The sequence below is a fragment of the Enterobacter sp. MGH 37 genome (assembly GCF_000534515.1).
Lineage (GTDB): Bacteria > Pseudomonadota > Gammaproteobacteria > Enterobacterales > Enterobacteriaceae > Enterobacter > Enterobacter kobei.
This window is the reverse complement of the sequence record NZ_KI973205.1, coordinates 1512054-1525264: the sequence shown is the minus strand read 5'-3', so window position 1 is coordinate 1525264 and position 13211 is coordinate 1512054. Positions and strand designations below refer to the sequence as shown.

15 protein-coding genes are annotated in these 13211 nt (G+C 53.3%); 6 read left to right on the top strand and 9 right to left on the bottom strand.

The window, feature by feature from the left end:
* The first annotated feature begins 8 nt into the window (after positions 1–8).
* On the top strand, positions 9–893 hold the full coding sequence (fdxH, locus tag L383_RS16425) for a formate dehydrogenase subunit beta (RefSeq protein WP_023330472.1): 885 nt from the start codon (positions 9–11) through the stop codon (positions 891–893).
* Positions 886–1542, top strand: coding sequence for a formate dehydrogenase-N subunit gamma (gene fdnI / locus L383_RS16430; RefSeq protein ID WP_014883910.1), 657 nt, complete (start codon positions 886–888; stop codon positions 1540–1542). The genes fdxH and fdnI overlap by 8 nt, the downstream gene beginning before the upstream one ends.
* Positions 1543–1613: 71 nt before the next feature.
* Here fdnI and L383_RS16435 read toward each other — a convergent pair whose 3' ends face one another.
* The 3 genes from L383_RS16435 to ppk2 form a co-directional block, all read right to left on the bottom strand.
* A complete protein-coding gene (locus tag L383_RS16435) occupies positions 1614–1937 on the bottom strand; it encodes a CcdB family protein (RefSeq protein WP_023330471.1) in 324 nt (107 codons plus the stop codon).
* Entirely contained in the window at positions 1937–2125 is a 189-nt protein-coding gene (locus tag L383_RS16440) for a hypothetical protein (protein WP_023330470.1), read from the bottom strand. Before L383_RS16440 ends, L383_RS16435 begins: the two co-directional genes overlap by 1 nt.
* A gap of 102 nt (positions 2126–2227) precedes the next feature.
* On the bottom strand, positions 2228–3046 hold the full coding sequence (ppk2, locus tag L383_RS16445; RefSeq protein WP_023330469.1) for a polyphosphate kinase 2: 819 nt from the start codon (positions 3044–3046) through the stop codon (positions 2228–2230).
* A gap of 176 nt (positions 3047–3222) precedes the next feature.
* Here ppk2 and L383_RS16450 point away from each other — a divergent pair, with 176 nt between their 5' ends.
* The 3 genes from L383_RS16450 (at position 3223) to araJ (ending at position 5461) form a co-directional block, all read left to right on the top strand.
* On the top strand, positions 3223–3591 hold the full coding sequence (locus tag L383_RS16450; RefSeq protein ID WP_023330468.1) for a hypothetical protein: 369 nt from the start codon (positions 3223–3225) through the stop codon (positions 3589–3591).
* Positions 3591–4097: a YqhG/Tai3 family protein gene (locus tag L383_RS16455; protein ID WP_023330467.1), complete on the top strand. Its 507-nt coding sequence runs from the start codon at positions 3591–3593 to the stop codon at positions 4095–4097. Before L383_RS16450 ends, L383_RS16455 begins: the two co-directional genes overlap by 1 nt.
* A gap of 188 nt (positions 4098–4285) precedes the next feature.
* Positions 4286–5461, top strand: coding sequence for an MFS transporter AraJ (araJ, locus tag L383_RS16460; protein WP_023330466.1), 1176 nt, complete (start codon positions 4286–4288; stop codon positions 5459–5461).
* A gap of 40 nt (positions 5462–5501) precedes the next feature.
* Here the strand turns inward: araJ and adhP are convergent, their stop codons facing one another.
* The 6 genes from adhP to L383_RS16490 form a co-directional block, all read right to left on the bottom strand.
* Positions 5502–6512 carry an alcohol dehydrogenase AdhP gene (gene adhP / locus L383_RS16465; protein ID WP_023330465.1) on the bottom strand — a complete coding sequence of 337 codons (1011 nt, stop codon included), beginning with the start codon at positions 6510–6512 and terminating at the stop codon, positions 5502–5504.
* A 196-nt stretch (positions 6513–6708) separates the two neighbouring features.
* Positions 6709–8418, bottom strand: coding sequence for an ABC-F family ATP-binding cassette domain-containing protein (locus tag L383_RS16470; protein ID WP_023330464.1), 1710 nt, complete (start codon positions 8416–8418; stop codon positions 6709–6711).
* Between the two features lie 344 nt (positions 8419–8762).
* Positions 8763–10460 carry an NAD-dependent malic enzyme gene (locus tag L383_RS16475; protein WP_023330463.1) on the bottom strand — a complete coding sequence of 566 codons (1698 nt, stop codon included), beginning with the start codon at positions 10458–10460 and terminating at the stop codon, positions 8763–8765.
* A gap of 176 nt (positions 10461–10636) precedes the next feature.
* Positions 10637–10774, bottom strand: coding sequence for a stationary-phase-induced ribosome-associated protein (gene sra / locus L383_RS16480; RefSeq protein ID WP_008501714.1), 138 nt, complete (start codon positions 10772–10774; stop codon positions 10637–10639).
* A 95-nt stretch (positions 10775–10869) separates the two neighbouring features.
* The gene (bdm, locus tag L383_RS16485) at positions 10870–11085 is read right to left on the bottom strand and encodes a biofilm-dependent modulation protein (RefSeq protein WP_014883903.1); all 216 of its coding nucleotides are present in this window, start codon (positions 11083–11085) and stop codon (positions 10870–10872) included.
* A 232-nt stretch (positions 11086–11317) separates the two neighbouring features.
* A complete protein-coding gene (locus tag L383_RS16490; RefSeq protein WP_032628979.1) occupies positions 11318–12169 on the bottom strand; it encodes a Vmh family MBL fold metallo-hydrolase in 852 nt (283 codons plus the stop codon).
* Between the two features lie 110 nt (positions 12170–12279).
* Between L383_RS16490 and L383_RS16495 the strand changes: the two genes are divergently transcribed.
* Positions 12280–13161: a LysR family transcriptional regulator gene (locus L383_RS16495; protein ID WP_014883901.1), complete on the top strand. Its 882-nt coding sequence runs from the start codon at positions 12280–12282 to the stop codon at positions 13159–13161.
* Positions 13162–13211 lie beyond the last annotated feature (50 nt).

Here is a 13211-nt window from a genome sequence, read left to right as displayed (position 1 = left end):
GCGATTAAATGGCGATGGAAACACAAGACATTATTAAACGCTCCGCGACCAACCCGATTACCCCCGCGCCTCGTGCGCGGGACTATAAGGCAGAAGTCGCTAAGCTTATCGATGTCTCTTCCTGCGTGGGCTGTAAAGCCTGCCAGGTGGCCTGTTCGGAGTGGAATGATATCCGCGACGAGGTGGGGCACTGCGTCGGGGTCTACGATAATCCGGCGGATCTGAGCGCCAAATCCTGGACGGTGATGCGCTTTAGCGAGACCGAGCAGAACGGCAAGCTGGAGTGGTTAATCCGTAAAGACGGATGCATGCACTGTGAGGATCCGGGCTGTCTGAAGGCGTGCCCGTCCGCGGGGGCGATTATTCAGTATGCCAATGGGATCGTCGACTTCCAGCAGGACAACTGCATCGGCTGTGGGTACTGCATCGCGGGCTGTCCGTTTAATATTCCGCGCCTCAATAAAGAGGATAACCGGGTCTATAAATGCACACTGTGCGTGGACCGCGTGAGCGTCGGGCAGGAGCCTGCCTGTGTGAAAACCTGTCCGACCGGGGCGATTCACTTCGGCACCAAGAAAGAGATGCTTGATGTGGCGCAGGCGCGGGTGGACAAACTCAAAGCGCGCGGCTACGACAAGGCGGGTATTTATAACCCGCAGGGCGTGGGCGGTACGCACGTTATGTACGTGCTGCACCATAACGACCAGCCGGAGCTGTATCACAATCTGCCGAAAGATCCGGCGATCGACACCTCAATCAACCTGTGGAAAGGGGCGCTCAAACCGCTCTCTGCAGCGGGCTTTATCGCCACCTTTGCCGGGCTGATTTATCACTACATTGGTATCGGGCCAAATAAAGAGGTGGATGACGACGAGGAGGAGCATCATGAGTAAGTCGAAAATGATCGTGCGCACGAAGTTTGTCGACCGCGCCTGTCACTGGACGGTGGTCATTTGCTTCTTCCTGGTGGCGGTATCCGGCATCTCGTTTTTCTTCCCTACGCTCCAGTGGCTGACGGAAACTTTCGGCACCCCGCAGATGGGACGCATTCTGCACCCGTTCTTTGGCGTGCTGATTTTCGTGGTGCTGATGTTTATGTTCGTGCGCTTCGTCCATCACAATATCCCGGATAAGCAGGACATTCCGTGGCTAAAAGGGATTGTCGAAGTGCTGAAGGGCAACGAGCATAAAGTGGCGAAAGTAGGCAAATATAATGCCGGACAAAAGATGATGTTCTGGACCATCATGAGCATGATTTTTGTGCTGCTGGTGACGGGCGTCATTATCTGGCGTCCGTATTTTGCCTCGTATTTCCCGATTCAGGTGGTGCGCTACGCGCTGCTGATCCACGCCACCTCAGCCATTATTCTGATCCATGCCATTTTGATCCATATGTATATGGCGTTCTGGGTGAAGGGGTCGATTAAAGGGATGATTGAAGGGAAGGTGAGTCGTCGCTGGGCGCAGAAACATCACCCGCGCTGGTATCGCGATGTGGAACGACTGGAAGCGAAACAGGAAAGTACGGAAGGGATGAAGTAAGACCAGCGCCGTCGGCTTTGCCCGGCGGCGCTGCGCTTGCGCGGGCAGGACAAATGCCTGGCCGACTGGCGTCATGTATTAGTTAATAAACGATCAATTGCGGCTATAACATCATGACGTGTGTTACGTAAATTACAAACAAAGTCTTTGGGATTAATTTTATTGTTGTTAAGGTTGGTTATCATGGGTGAATAAATTAGAAACGTTTCAAAATCGATATTTACGGCTGGTGCCAGCTGACTCTGCCATAACGGTAATTTATTCACTCTCACAAGTGGCACAATTACGCGCGTGGCAAGATCATCATAATAATCATCCTGAATGAGCATATAGTAAGGCAGCTTATCCCTGGTTGCTGTAGAGGTATTCCGGTAAACATTAAATTGTCTCAGCATTAAAGCACCCTGAAAAACTCATCATCAGTAATGGTTCCATGTTTTTCCACAAACTCATTCATTGAGTGAATGAATGAACGATCCGCATCTGATGACTGACACGGCGCAACGGAATCTGGTGAGGTATGGCTCGACGGTACTGTTGGTTTAATGCTTCGCGAGAGGGTGTGGTCAACTGTGTGTTTCATTCGTATCTCCTTTGTTGGTGCGGCCATTATCAACCGCAGCCAACAAAAAACAATACCTTTTCCCCTGGTAATCTACATTCTGCGAGCCGTCTTCCAGTAATCTTAGAACCGCTCTTCCAAATAACGGAACGGGTATTTCGTCGGTTTCACTTTGCCAATTTTACGTTTCGGTAATTCCACCTTTTCAACGTGAATTTCTTTATACGGGATCTGCGTCAGGAGATGCGAAATAATATTCAGCCGCACGCGCTTTTTATCTTCCGAACGGGCCACATACCACGGTGCCCAGGCGGTATCGGTTGCCGCAAACATGGCATCGCGCGCTACGGTATATTCATCCCACAGGTTAAACGATTTAATATCCATCGGTGAGAGCTTCCATATTTTACGACCGTCGTTAATACGGTCACGTAAACGGCGCTCCTGCTCTTTCGGTGTCACCTCAAGCCAGTACTTCAGCAGAATAATCCCGGCATCAACCATCGCTTTTTCCATCACCGGCGTACCGTCGAGAAACTTCTCCACCTGTTCCGGCGTGCAGAACCCCATGACCCGCTCGACGCCCGCGCGGTTGTACCAGCTTCGGTCGAATATCACGATCTCCCCGGCAGCGGGCAGATGGGGAACATAACGCTGAAAATAGAGCTGGGTTTTCTCTTTCTCGGTGGGTGCGGGAAGGGCAACAACGCGGAAAACGCGCGGGCTAACGCGCTCGGTGATCGCTTTTATGGTGCCGCCTTTACCGGCGCCATCGCGCCCTTCAAAAACAATACACACTTTTAACCCTTTGGCGACGACCCACTGCTGGAGCTTCACCAGTTCAACGTGGAGGCGGCGAAGCTCTTTTTCGTACTCTTTGGTTTTCAGCGGTGCATTTTTTTCGACATCAACAGCGACACTGGTTTTCTTCTTGCTTCCCATGATTGTCATCCTCAGGTTGTCCGGCGCGGGAAAAAGCGAGGCCGCACTATGAAGTGTAATCCACCTGATATTATACGTAATTTTTTTATGGAATTAATTTTACAGCACTTTTAATCCCTCGCTCTAAGTGCGGTTAGTAAGATAATTTCACTCTTATTTACTTAAAGGGACTAAGAATGAGTTGGAATAAAGAAGCTGCAGTTTCGTATCTCCGTTCACATGCTCTGGGACACTCTCATAGTGAATGTGCTAAGTTTACCCGCCTGGCCATTCTGGCTGGAGGTGTTAAGGTATCTAACACTGCTTATGCAAAAGATTATGGGGCGGAATTATTGCGTGCTGGATTCAGTGAGCTGCCGCCCGGTTCAACGTTAATTTCTGGCGATGTCGCAGTGATACAACCATACCCCGGCGGAAATGGCATAGGTCACATGACGATGTATGACGGCACGCAGTGGATTTCTGACTTTGTTCAAAAAGGCATGTATCCGGGGCCTGGGTACCGCAAAATGCAACCTCCCTTTAAAATTTACAGGATGCATTGATGAACCGGATATTTTTATCATTCGCAATGTTGCTGGTGGGATGTACTTCGGCTGCCAAGCAAGATCAAAGTGCGCAAGACGCTACCGAAGCATTTTATAAATCCTATCTTTCCGCATTCGGTAGCGATGACGTCAGGCCTTACCCTGCCGACGAACTGCGTAAATATGTTTCTGCTGATACTATTGCTCGCATTGATGCCATTCAGGACATCTCTGAACAAGAATTAATAGAGTCTGACTACTTTACGTATACTCAGGATTATTCTCGCGAATGGATACCTGCGTTACGAGTAGAAAACGCAAGGCCATTTTTAAATGGGGAAGTAGTTCAGGTTTTGGAGGGAGCGGCTGGCGGAAGAAGCATACACCTTGAAGTATTTCTTCGTCGTGAAGACGACGCATGGAAAATCTATCGCGTTCGTGACATAACAAACCATCACGAGCACCCAATTTTCAATGCTGGCGCGATTACTCGCGCTAAATCATCGGCAGAAAGCGCACTGTAAAGACGACACCCTAAACCCTTTCAAGCCCTGACTCCTGCCGGGGCTATCTGTTTTCATTCCCGCCGCGTAGCAGTTGGATAAAGTACCTGAATTAATGGATTAACGTGTCAGCCAGCTGATTTGAACTGGCTCACCATACAAGTTTGTTCAATAATGCCCGTCGCGAGTTTTTAACCTGTGGTCGTGGTATGAAAAAGACAATTTTTTCGTTGGCGCTTGGCACGTTTGGCCTGGGGATGGCTGAATTTGGCATTATGGGTGTGCTCACCGAACTGGCGCACGACACCGGCATTTCTATTCCCTCGGCCGGGAATATGATTTCGTTTTATGCTTTCGGCGTGGTGATTGGTGCCCCGATTGTGGCGCTCTTTTCGGGCAAGTTCTCGTTAAAAACCACGCTGTTGTTCCTGGTGGCAATGTGCGCTGTCGGCAATGCGCTGTTTACTTTCTCCACGTCCTATTTCTGGCTGGCGCTGGGGCGTTTAATTTCTGGTTTTCCGCACGGGGCCATTTTTGGCGTCGGGGCGATTATCCTCTCTAAAATAGCACCACCGGGGAAGGTAACGGTTGCCGTGGCCGGGATGATCGCCGGTATGACCGTGGCTAACCTGGTCGGTGTCCCGCTGGGTACCTGGCTGGGGCACGCATTTAGCTGGCGCTATACCTTTTTCCTGATTGCCGTGTTCGATGCGCTGGTGATCCTGTCGGTTATCCTTTGGGTGCCACACCTCCATGACAAATCAGAAATCAAATTGACCGAGCAGTTCCAGTTTCTGAAAAGACCAGAACCGTGGCTGATTTTTGCCGCCACTATGTTTGGTAACGCCGGTGTGTTTGCGTGGTTCAGCTTCGTTAAGCCCTTTATGGTTAACGTCTCTGGTTTTTCGGAAGGGGTGATGACCGCCATCATGATGCTGATGGGTCTTGGGATGGTGTTGGGCAATCTGTTAAGCGGTAAACTCTCTGGTCGCTTTAGCCCGCTGCGCATTGCCGCCACCACCGATATGGTGATTGTCGCCTCACTGCTGCTGCTTTTTGCCACTGGCGAACAGAAAACGGCCTCGCTGGTCATGGGCTTTATCTGCTGTGCCGGGCTGTTTGCGCTCTCTGCGCCGCTGCAAATCCTGCTTCTGCAAAATGCGAAGGGCGGTGAGATGCTGGGGGCGGCAGGGGGGCAGATGGCATTTAATCTCGGCAGTGCGATTGGCGCGTACTTTGGCGGGATGATGATTACCCTTGGCTTTAGCTGGCGTTACGTCACGCTACCAGCGGCAATACTCTCGTTCTCGGCCATGAGCGCATTGCTGTTGTACGGATATCTGCGGACAAGACAGTCACACGTTAAGGCTCGTACGGCTGTATGAAAACCGCTCCCTTTCAGGAGCGGTGATAAATGATGAGCGCTTATGAGCGTAAATCAATCACCATACGGCCACGGATCTGACCCTGTTCCATCTCTTTGAAGATAGCGTTGATGTCTTCGATTGGACGCATTGTCACCTTCGGTACCACTTTACCTTCCGCCGCAAACTGGAACGCTTCCTGCAGATCCTGACGGGTACCAACCAGTGAACCCACCACCTGAATGCCGTCCAGCACCAGGCGCGGAATATCCAGGCTCATCGCTTCCGGTGGCAGACCAACCGCGACCACACGACCACCGGCGCGCACGGCATCCACCGCGGAGTTGAAGGCCGCTTTTGCGACGGCAGTGACGACAGCAGCATGTGCGCCGCCGGTTTTTTCCTGCACAATTTTAGCGGCATCTTCACTGCGGGAGTTGATGGTCAAATCCGCACCCATGCTGGCGGCAAGCTTCAGCTGTTCGTCATTAACATCCAGCGCGATGACTTTGGCGTTAAAGACGTTTTTAGCATACTGCAGCGCGAGGTTGCCCAGCCCACCCAGACCATAAATGGCAATCCACTGGCCCGGTTTAATACCTGAGATCTTCACCGCTTTGTAAGTGGTGACACCTGCGCAGGTGATGCTGCTGGCGGCAGCAGAATCCAGGCCGTCCGGTACTTTTACCGCGTAGTCGGCGGTGACGATGCACTCTTCCGCCATGCCGCCATCAACGGAGTAACCGGCATTTTTTACATCGCGGCACAGGGTTTCGTTGCCGGTATTACAGTATTCACAGTGACCACAGCCCTCAAAGAACCAGGCTACGCTTGCGCGATCGCCGACCTTCAGCGACGTCACGCCAGGGCCGATTTCTTTGACGATGCCAATCCCTTCATGGCCCAGGATCACCCCGGTTTTATCGCCAAAGTCACCGTTCTTTACGTGAAGATCGGTATGGCATACGCCACAGCATTCCATCTTCAGCAGGGCTTCCCCGTGCTTGAGCGGGCGCAAGGTTTTTTCGGTAACGTTAACCTGATGATCCTGAGTAACAACAGCAGCCTTCATGTGTATCTCCTTGTTCATGATGAGTATCTGCATAGCAGGTGTAATACTCCTCAAGGATTAATGCTTAAGCGCTGTAATGCAAGGTGCCCGCAACATAATGTCATCATTTAAGGTGATTTCAGATTAAGAAAAGGATGTTCCTCTAATAATTAAGGGGGAAAATACTGGCCCGACGAGAGGCTCGCCGGGCGCAGCGTTACAGCTGTGCTTCTATCTCCTTAATTTCTTTACGCCATTGTGCCTGTAGCTGCGGTTTTTGATGCTTTGGCTTCCGCGCGAGATCGTCTTCCAGCAATGTTTCCAGCGCGACAAGCCGTTCAAGCAGATCGTCAGAGGGGGATACAGGCATGGTCGTGGCGTCGACGGGAGCTGGGGATGTTACCAGTCCCGCGCTTTCACGCAGCCGCTCGAATACCGATTCTGCATCATGCCATTCGCTCAGCTTTCCCTCTTCAATTAACCAGAAACGGTTGCAGCTTTGGCTAATTAATTGACGATCGTGGCTGACCAGCAGGACGCCGCCCTCAAACTGCTGCAGGGTTTGCGCCAGCGCCTCTTTGCCATCCATGTCGAGATGGTTGGTCGGCTCATCGAGCATCAGCAGGCTATAGCGGGCAAGCGTCAGGCCGACAAACAGCAGTCGAGAGCGTTCGCCACCGCTGAGCGTACTGACGTTTTGTCCGTGACGCGCCCACGGAAATCCGGCGCTGATGAGCGCCATTTTTCTGTGTTGCGGGTCGGGCGCGAACGGCTCCAGCGCGTCAAACAGCGTGGCGTCATCCGGCAGCTGGTTCAGCGTCTGATCGTAATAGCCAGCTGACACGCGTGGATGAAGTTTCAGCCCCGTATCGCTCTGCTCATCACTAAAACAGCGCCAGATAAGCTTCATCAGAGACGATTTTCCGCAGCCGTTACGACCCACAATCGCCACGCGATCGCCGCTTTTCAGACGCGCGATGTCGATGTTAAACAGCTCAGAAAGCCCCGGCGCAGGCGGCACGCCGAGGTTTTCTATCTCCAGCAGTCGGTCGGCGCGAAGCGCATCGCCGCGCAGGGTTAACGTCCACTGGCTGCCAGCCGTAAGCGCCGTCTGGCTCTCCTTCAGCCGTTCGACCTGTTTTTCCATCTGTTTGGCTTTCCGGGCCAGGTCTTCGTTATCGTAAACCTTGCCCCAGGTCGCCAGCCGCTTCGCGCTGGCGGTCACGCGGTCGATCTCCTTTTGCTCCGCCTTGTGGCGCTGCGCGTCGCTTTCATCTTTTGCTTCAAGCGCCTTGCGTGCGGCCGTGCAGGGAAGGGCAAAGTAGTGCAGCGTTTTATCGCGCAGGATCCAGCTGCCGTTTGTGACGGCATCCAGCAACTGTCGGTCGTGCGAGACCAGCACGAAGCTGCCTGACCAGTTCTGTAAAAAATGTTCCAGCCAGAGCATGGTCGGCAAATCGAGGTGGTTACTGGGTTCATCCAGCAGGAGCAGATCCGGCTCGTGAATCAACGCCCGCGCCAGCAGCAGCCGGGTGTGTTGCCCGCCGCTCAGCGTGGCGGAGCGCAGCGTCATATCCTGCGGGGTAAAGCCCATGCCGGCCAGCAGCGTTTCGGCTTTCCAGCGCAGGCTATCGCGCTCAGCTAAAGGCAGCTGTGCGAGTACGGCATCCAGCATGGTCAGCGGGAAAATAGCGTCCGGAAGATGTTGCTCAACGCGCGCCATCAGGCAGTGCCCGGCCAGCGCTACCGTACCGGCGGCGGGGGAGTCTGTGCCGTCCAGCACCTTTAAAAGCGTACTTTTTCCGCAGCCGTTATCGCCCAGCAGGCCAATGCGGTCGCCTTTTTTCAGCGTAAAAGAAAGGGAGTCGAAGAGCGTGCCAAACGCCGTATCAACACGTAAAGATTGTGCAGTGAGTAAAGTGCTCATTGTTGCTTACCCAAGAGTTACAGGCATGTTTATGCCTCGTCAAACATCGCTGACGATAACTCAGTAAGCCCGAGAGAAGGGATTTCAGGGGTTGGTGTCTTCGCTCAAGCAGAAGTTATCGCAGCACGATACCGATAACGCTTGAGCGGGTGCGATCACCAAATGTATGTGAAACATTGAAAATTTCACAGTACAGCATAATTGGCCTCCTTATATATTCAGTAGGTTAATGGATGAAAGGAGTGTAGCGGGGGAAAGGGGGTTTGGCTAGTGGGATTCGATGGTGCGGTCTGATGCCCTCACCCTAACCCTCTCCCACGGGGAGAGGGAACGGTCGGAGCGAATTAAATCGAGGTACGGCGATAGCTGCGGTATTCAGGCATCCAGAAGTTATCGTCAATAGCCTGCTGCAGCGCGTCGGCAGAGGTTTTCACTGCCACGCCCTGCTGCTGCGCCATTTTACCTACCGCAAACGCGATAGCGCGCGACACCTTGTGGATGTCCTTCAGCTCAGGCAGTACCAGCCCTTCACCATCATTGACCAGCGGCGAGTGGCCCGCGAGGGTTTCGCTCGCGGACATCAGCATCTCATCGGTAATGCGAGACGCGCCGGAGGCGATCACGCCCAGACCAATACCCGGGAAGATATAGGAGTTGTTGCACTGGGCAATCGGATAGGTTTTATCCTTCCATACCACCGGATCGAACGGGCTGCCGGTCGCAACCAGCGCGTTACCTTCGGTCCAGGCGATGATGTCCTGCGGCGTCGCTTCCACGCGGGAGGTCGGGTTGGAAAGCGGCATCACGATAGGGCGCTCGCAGTGCTTGTGCATCTCACGAATAATCTCTTCCGTGAAGAGGCCGGTTTGTCCGGAAACGCCGATCAGAATATCCGGCTTCACGTTGCGCACCACGTCCAGCAGGGAGAGGACTTCGTTGTCAGTATCCCAGTTTTTCAGGTTCTCGCGTTTCTGCACCAGTTTGGTCTGGAACGGCAGCAGGTTCGGCATACCGTCGGTCAGCAGGCCGAAACGGTCAACCATAAACACGCGGGAGCGGGCCAGCTCTTCACTCAGGCCTTCACGCTGCGTCTGGGCAATAATCTGTTCGGCGATACCGCATCCTGCGGAGCCTGCCCCGAGGAAGACGATTTTCTGATAGCTCAGCTGGCTGCCGGCTGCGCGGCTGGCGGCGATAAGCGTACCCACGGTCACGGCTGCGGTGCCCTGGATATCGTCGTTAAAGGAGCAGATCTCATCGCGATAGCGGTTCAGCAGCGGCATCGCGTTCTTCTGCGCAAAGTCTTCGAACTGCAGCAGCACGTCCGGCCAGCGGTGTTTCACGGCCTGGATGAAATCGTCGACAAACTGGTAGTACTCTTCGTCGGTAATACGCGGATGACGCCAGCCCATATACAGGGGATCGTTCAACAGCTGCTGGTTATTGGTGCCCACATCCAGCACCACCGGCAGGGTATACGCCGGGCTGATGCCGCCACAGGCGGTGTAGAGTGACAGCTTACCAATCGGAATACCCATCCCGCCGATGCCCTGGTCACCCAGACCCAAAATGCGCTCGCCGTCAGTCACCACAATGACTTTGATGTTGTGGTTAGGCACGTTCTGCAGAATATCGTCCATGTTGTGACGGTTCTGGTAAGAAATGAATACCCCGCGGGAGCGACGGTAGATCTCAGAGAAACGCTCGCAGGCAGCACCCACGGTCGGGGTATAGATCACCGGCATCATCTCTTCCAGATGGTTCTGCACCAGGCGGTAGAAGAGGGTTTCATTGGTGTCCTGAATGTTGCGCAGGTAGATGTGCTTGTCGATTTCGGTTTTGAAGCCCTGATACTGGATCCACGCGCGCTCTGCCTGTTCTTCGATGGTTTCAACCACTTCGGGCAGTAAACCCAGCAGGTTGAAGCTGCTGCGCTCTTCCATGCTGAAGGCGCTACCTTTGTTGAGCAGGGGGAATTCGAGTAAAACCGGTCCGGCATAAGGGATATATAAGGAACGATGTTTTTTCAGTTTGTTGTCCATGTCACTCACTCTTTTTTTGAAGATCCGTCCCTGACACTGCTGTTTGTCATCTTTCTGGCCTGTGCGATGGGGTGCGGTCGGGCGGTATTATAAAGGAGCTGAATATTAATTACCGCAACACATAAACAAAAACACCATCGGTTTTGCCGATGGTGTTCTCTGTCTCAGTCTGGAACTTACTTGCCCGCGTGGCGTTTTCTGCCGGTGGCGTGAGTGACTTGCGTTTCGTGGTCGCCTTCAATCACCACTTTACGCTGATTAGAAAGCTTGTAGTTCAGTCCCAGAATGTGGCGTGCCTGACGGTTCGATTTCATGTTAACTCCTCAATCCTGTTGATAGTTTTAAGGACCAGTTTGCTTACGCAAACGAAATGTAACCCCTTAGGTTGCAGATCCAGCTTAGCAGGTTTTTACAAAGGTGCGTTTCGCCCGCTGACGACGTAGTTAATGGTCTGCTGGTAGATGTCACTGAGGATGTCATTATCCGTGGATTCCACCCACCTGGTCAGTTCCATCAAAATGTCATCTTCAGTCACAGCACCGTGTTCGGCGTGAAGACCCTGCGCAATCGCGTTAACGAGCTCAGGTTGTGCTGCTGTAGTATTAGCCGGGTAATAAGTAAACATGCTGCCTCCGTGTCGTTGTCTGTTTAATGGTACGGCTCGCAAAAAATGTAATTCATAAACAGAATGGCAAATATTTTACCCGTTGTGGCTAAGATTCATCTTAGAAACGAAAATATCATAAGTGCATGCTTTTATGCACTTTTAAAACGTGGGGATAAATGGACGTTGGGCAACGAGGATATTTGGGCGGTGCTCCTGCTATGGGGGAAATATAGCAGGAGCCGTTTTTAACTTACCACTTCATTTCGCCGGTATTTACTTTGGCGCTTAATTCCAGGGAGCTCTCTTCGGCAAGATCCGGGTACTGTTTTTTCATCGCGCCGATAACGCCCGCGGAGTCTTTGTGTGCGGATAAAGCCTGTTCAAAATGCTGCAGGTAGCCACGCGTAAAATCAATCGCGCCCGTTCCGGCAGGCGGAGTCCCAAGATAGTGACCCGGGATCACGCGTTCAGGTTTGTGCGCAGCCATATTGTCCAGGGTTTGCTGCCACTGCTGGCGGCGAGCAGGCGTCTGGGTATCTGCCGTCCAGACGTGAATACCCCAGGAGACACCGGTGCCACCGAGGATCGTTTTCGCAGACGGGATCCACACGTAAGCCGCGTAACTGTCTGGTTGTTCAATGTCGATCTTTTCCCCGTCAACCATAAACGTGGTTGAGGCGAGCACCTGCGGAACGACCAGCGTCGTTGGCGCGCCGTCTTTCATCTGCGGGCCCCAGAAGGCGAGTTTGGCGTCTTTGGTGGCCTTAATATGGTCAACCACCTGCTGCGTGGCCACCACTTTGGCATTCGGGAAGGCTTTTACCAGCGGTTGCAGACCAAAATAGAAATCCGGATCGCCGGAAGTGATCACAATCTTGTTCAGCGTTTTACCGCTGCGGCGAATTTTCTCCACCAGCGCTTCGCCATCTTTCACGCTGAACTGAGCGTCAAACAGAACGGCTTCTTTCGGGCCAGAGACCAGCGTGGAAGAGACCGCGAAAATGCCTTTTTCCTGCGGGTTATAAGTGTCAATCGTCAACGGCGCGGCAAAAACAGCCGGTGTGAAAAGGGCGCAAAGCAGTGCAAGGCGAGTAAGCTTCATCATCATGTCTCTGTGGTTCAGGAAAGTCTCTATTGTACGGATATTTGTATTTGTCAGAATTCCTGAAACAAGACATGCTTAGTTTCATAAATCGAGCAAATGGAGCGTATATGGATCGCGTTATTGCCGCTCAGGTCTACAACCGGATATGCGAGCTGGGAAGTTTGAGCGCGGCGGCCCGCGCATTGGGGATCTCGCGACCGATGGTGAGCCGCTACCTGGAACAAATGGAAAAGTGGGCGGGAACACGGCTGGTTAACCGCTCCACGCGCAAGCTGACGCTGACCGCAGCCGGCGAAAAAGTGTTGCAGAAAACGCGGACGCTTTCGCAGCTCTCGCAGGAGATTGAGGGCCAGTCGGAGAAAGATTTGCCGTCAGGCACGCTGCGGGTCGCCTGTGCACACTTTACCGCCATGCACCTGATTGCGCCGGTGCTCCCCGGGCTGCTCGCGCGCTACCCGCAGCTGCGCATCGAGCTGGATGTGAACAACCACCCGGTGAGCCTGGTAGGGGAGCGTATTGATGTCGCCGTACGCATTACCGACACCCCCGAACCGGGCATGATCGCCCGCCGACTCGGGGAGTGTCGTTCAGTCCTTTGCGCCTCGCCGGACTATCTTGCTCAGCACGGAACGCCCGTCAGTCCAGAAGATTTAGCGCAGCATAATTGCCTGCACTACAGCTTTTTCGCCGGGCAGTCCTGGCATTTTCTTACACCGGAAGGTGAAAGCCTGAGCGTGGCCGTCAGCGGCAACCTGAGCGCCAGCATCTCATCGCTGTTGATGGACGCCGCGATTAACCACTGCGGTATCGCCATGTTGCCGGAGCGTGAAGCATCTGACGCGCTGGCGCAGGGATTACTGGTGCCGGTTCTGAGCGTGCTGGAGCCGAAACCGCTTGCCATCCATGGCATTTACCAGTCCCGGGAATATCAACCTGCCGCACTGCGCGCATTCCTTGATGCACTGGCGCAACATGTGTTCAGTGGCTAAGACTCTTCTGTCTTCGCCGCAGAATCTGAGTAGCCTTCTATACTTAACCC

Coding starts and splice junctions, on each gene's coding strand:
- fdnI (WP_014883910.1), top strand. CDS start 886: ATGAGTAAGTCGAAAATGATCGTGCGCACGAAGTTTGTCGACCGCGCC.
- L383_RS16495 (WP_014883901.1), top strand. CDS start 12,280: ATGGATCGCGTTATTGCCGCTCAGGTCTACAACCGGATATGCGAGCTG.
- L383_RS16440 (WP_023330470.1), bottom strand. CDS start 2,125: ATGAAACACACAGTTGACCACACCCTCTCGCGAAGCATTAAACCAACA.
- bdm (WP_014883903.1), bottom strand. CDS start 11,085: ATGTTTACTTATTACCCGGCTAATACTACAGCAGCACAACCTGAGCTC.
- L383_RS16450 (WP_023330468.1), top strand. CDS start 3,223: ATGAGTTGGAATAAAGAAGCTGCAGTTTCGTATCTCCGTTCACATGCT.
- sra (WP_008501714.1), bottom strand. CDS start 10,774: ATGAAATCGAACCGTCAGGCACGCCACATTCTGGGACTGAACTACAAG.
- adhP (WP_023330465.1), bottom strand. CDS start 6,512: ATGAAGGCTGCTGTTGTTACTCAGGATCATCAGGTTAACGTTACCGAA.
- fdxH (WP_023330472.1), top strand. CDS start 9: ATGGCGATGGAAACACAAGACATTATTAAACGCTCCGCGACCAACCCG.
- L383_RS16435 (WP_023330471.1), bottom strand. CDS start 1,937: ATGCTGAGACAATTTAATGTTTACCGGAATACCTCTACAGCAACCAGG.
- L383_RS16455 (WP_023330467.1), top strand. CDS start 3,591: ATGAACCGGATATTTTTATCATTCGCAATGTTGCTGGTGGGATGTACT.
- L383_RS16470 (WP_023330464.1), bottom strand. CDS start 8,418: ATGAGCACTTTACTCACTGCACAATCTTTACGTGTTGATACGGCGTTT.
- ppk2 (WP_023330469.1), bottom strand. CDS start 3,046: ATGGGAAGCAAGAAGAAAACCAGTGTCGCTGTTGATGTCGAAAAAAAT.
- L383_RS16490 (WP_032628979.1), bottom strand. CDS start 12,169: ATGAAGCTTACTCGCCTTGCACTGCTTTGCGCCCTTTTCACACCGGCT.
- L383_RS16475 (WP_023330463.1), bottom strand. CDS start 10,460: ATGGACAACAAACTGAAAAAACATCGTTCCTTATATATCCCTTATGCC.
- araJ (WP_023330466.1), top strand. CDS start 4,286: ATGAAAAAGACAATTTTTTCGTTGGCGCTTGGCACGTTTGGCCTGGGG.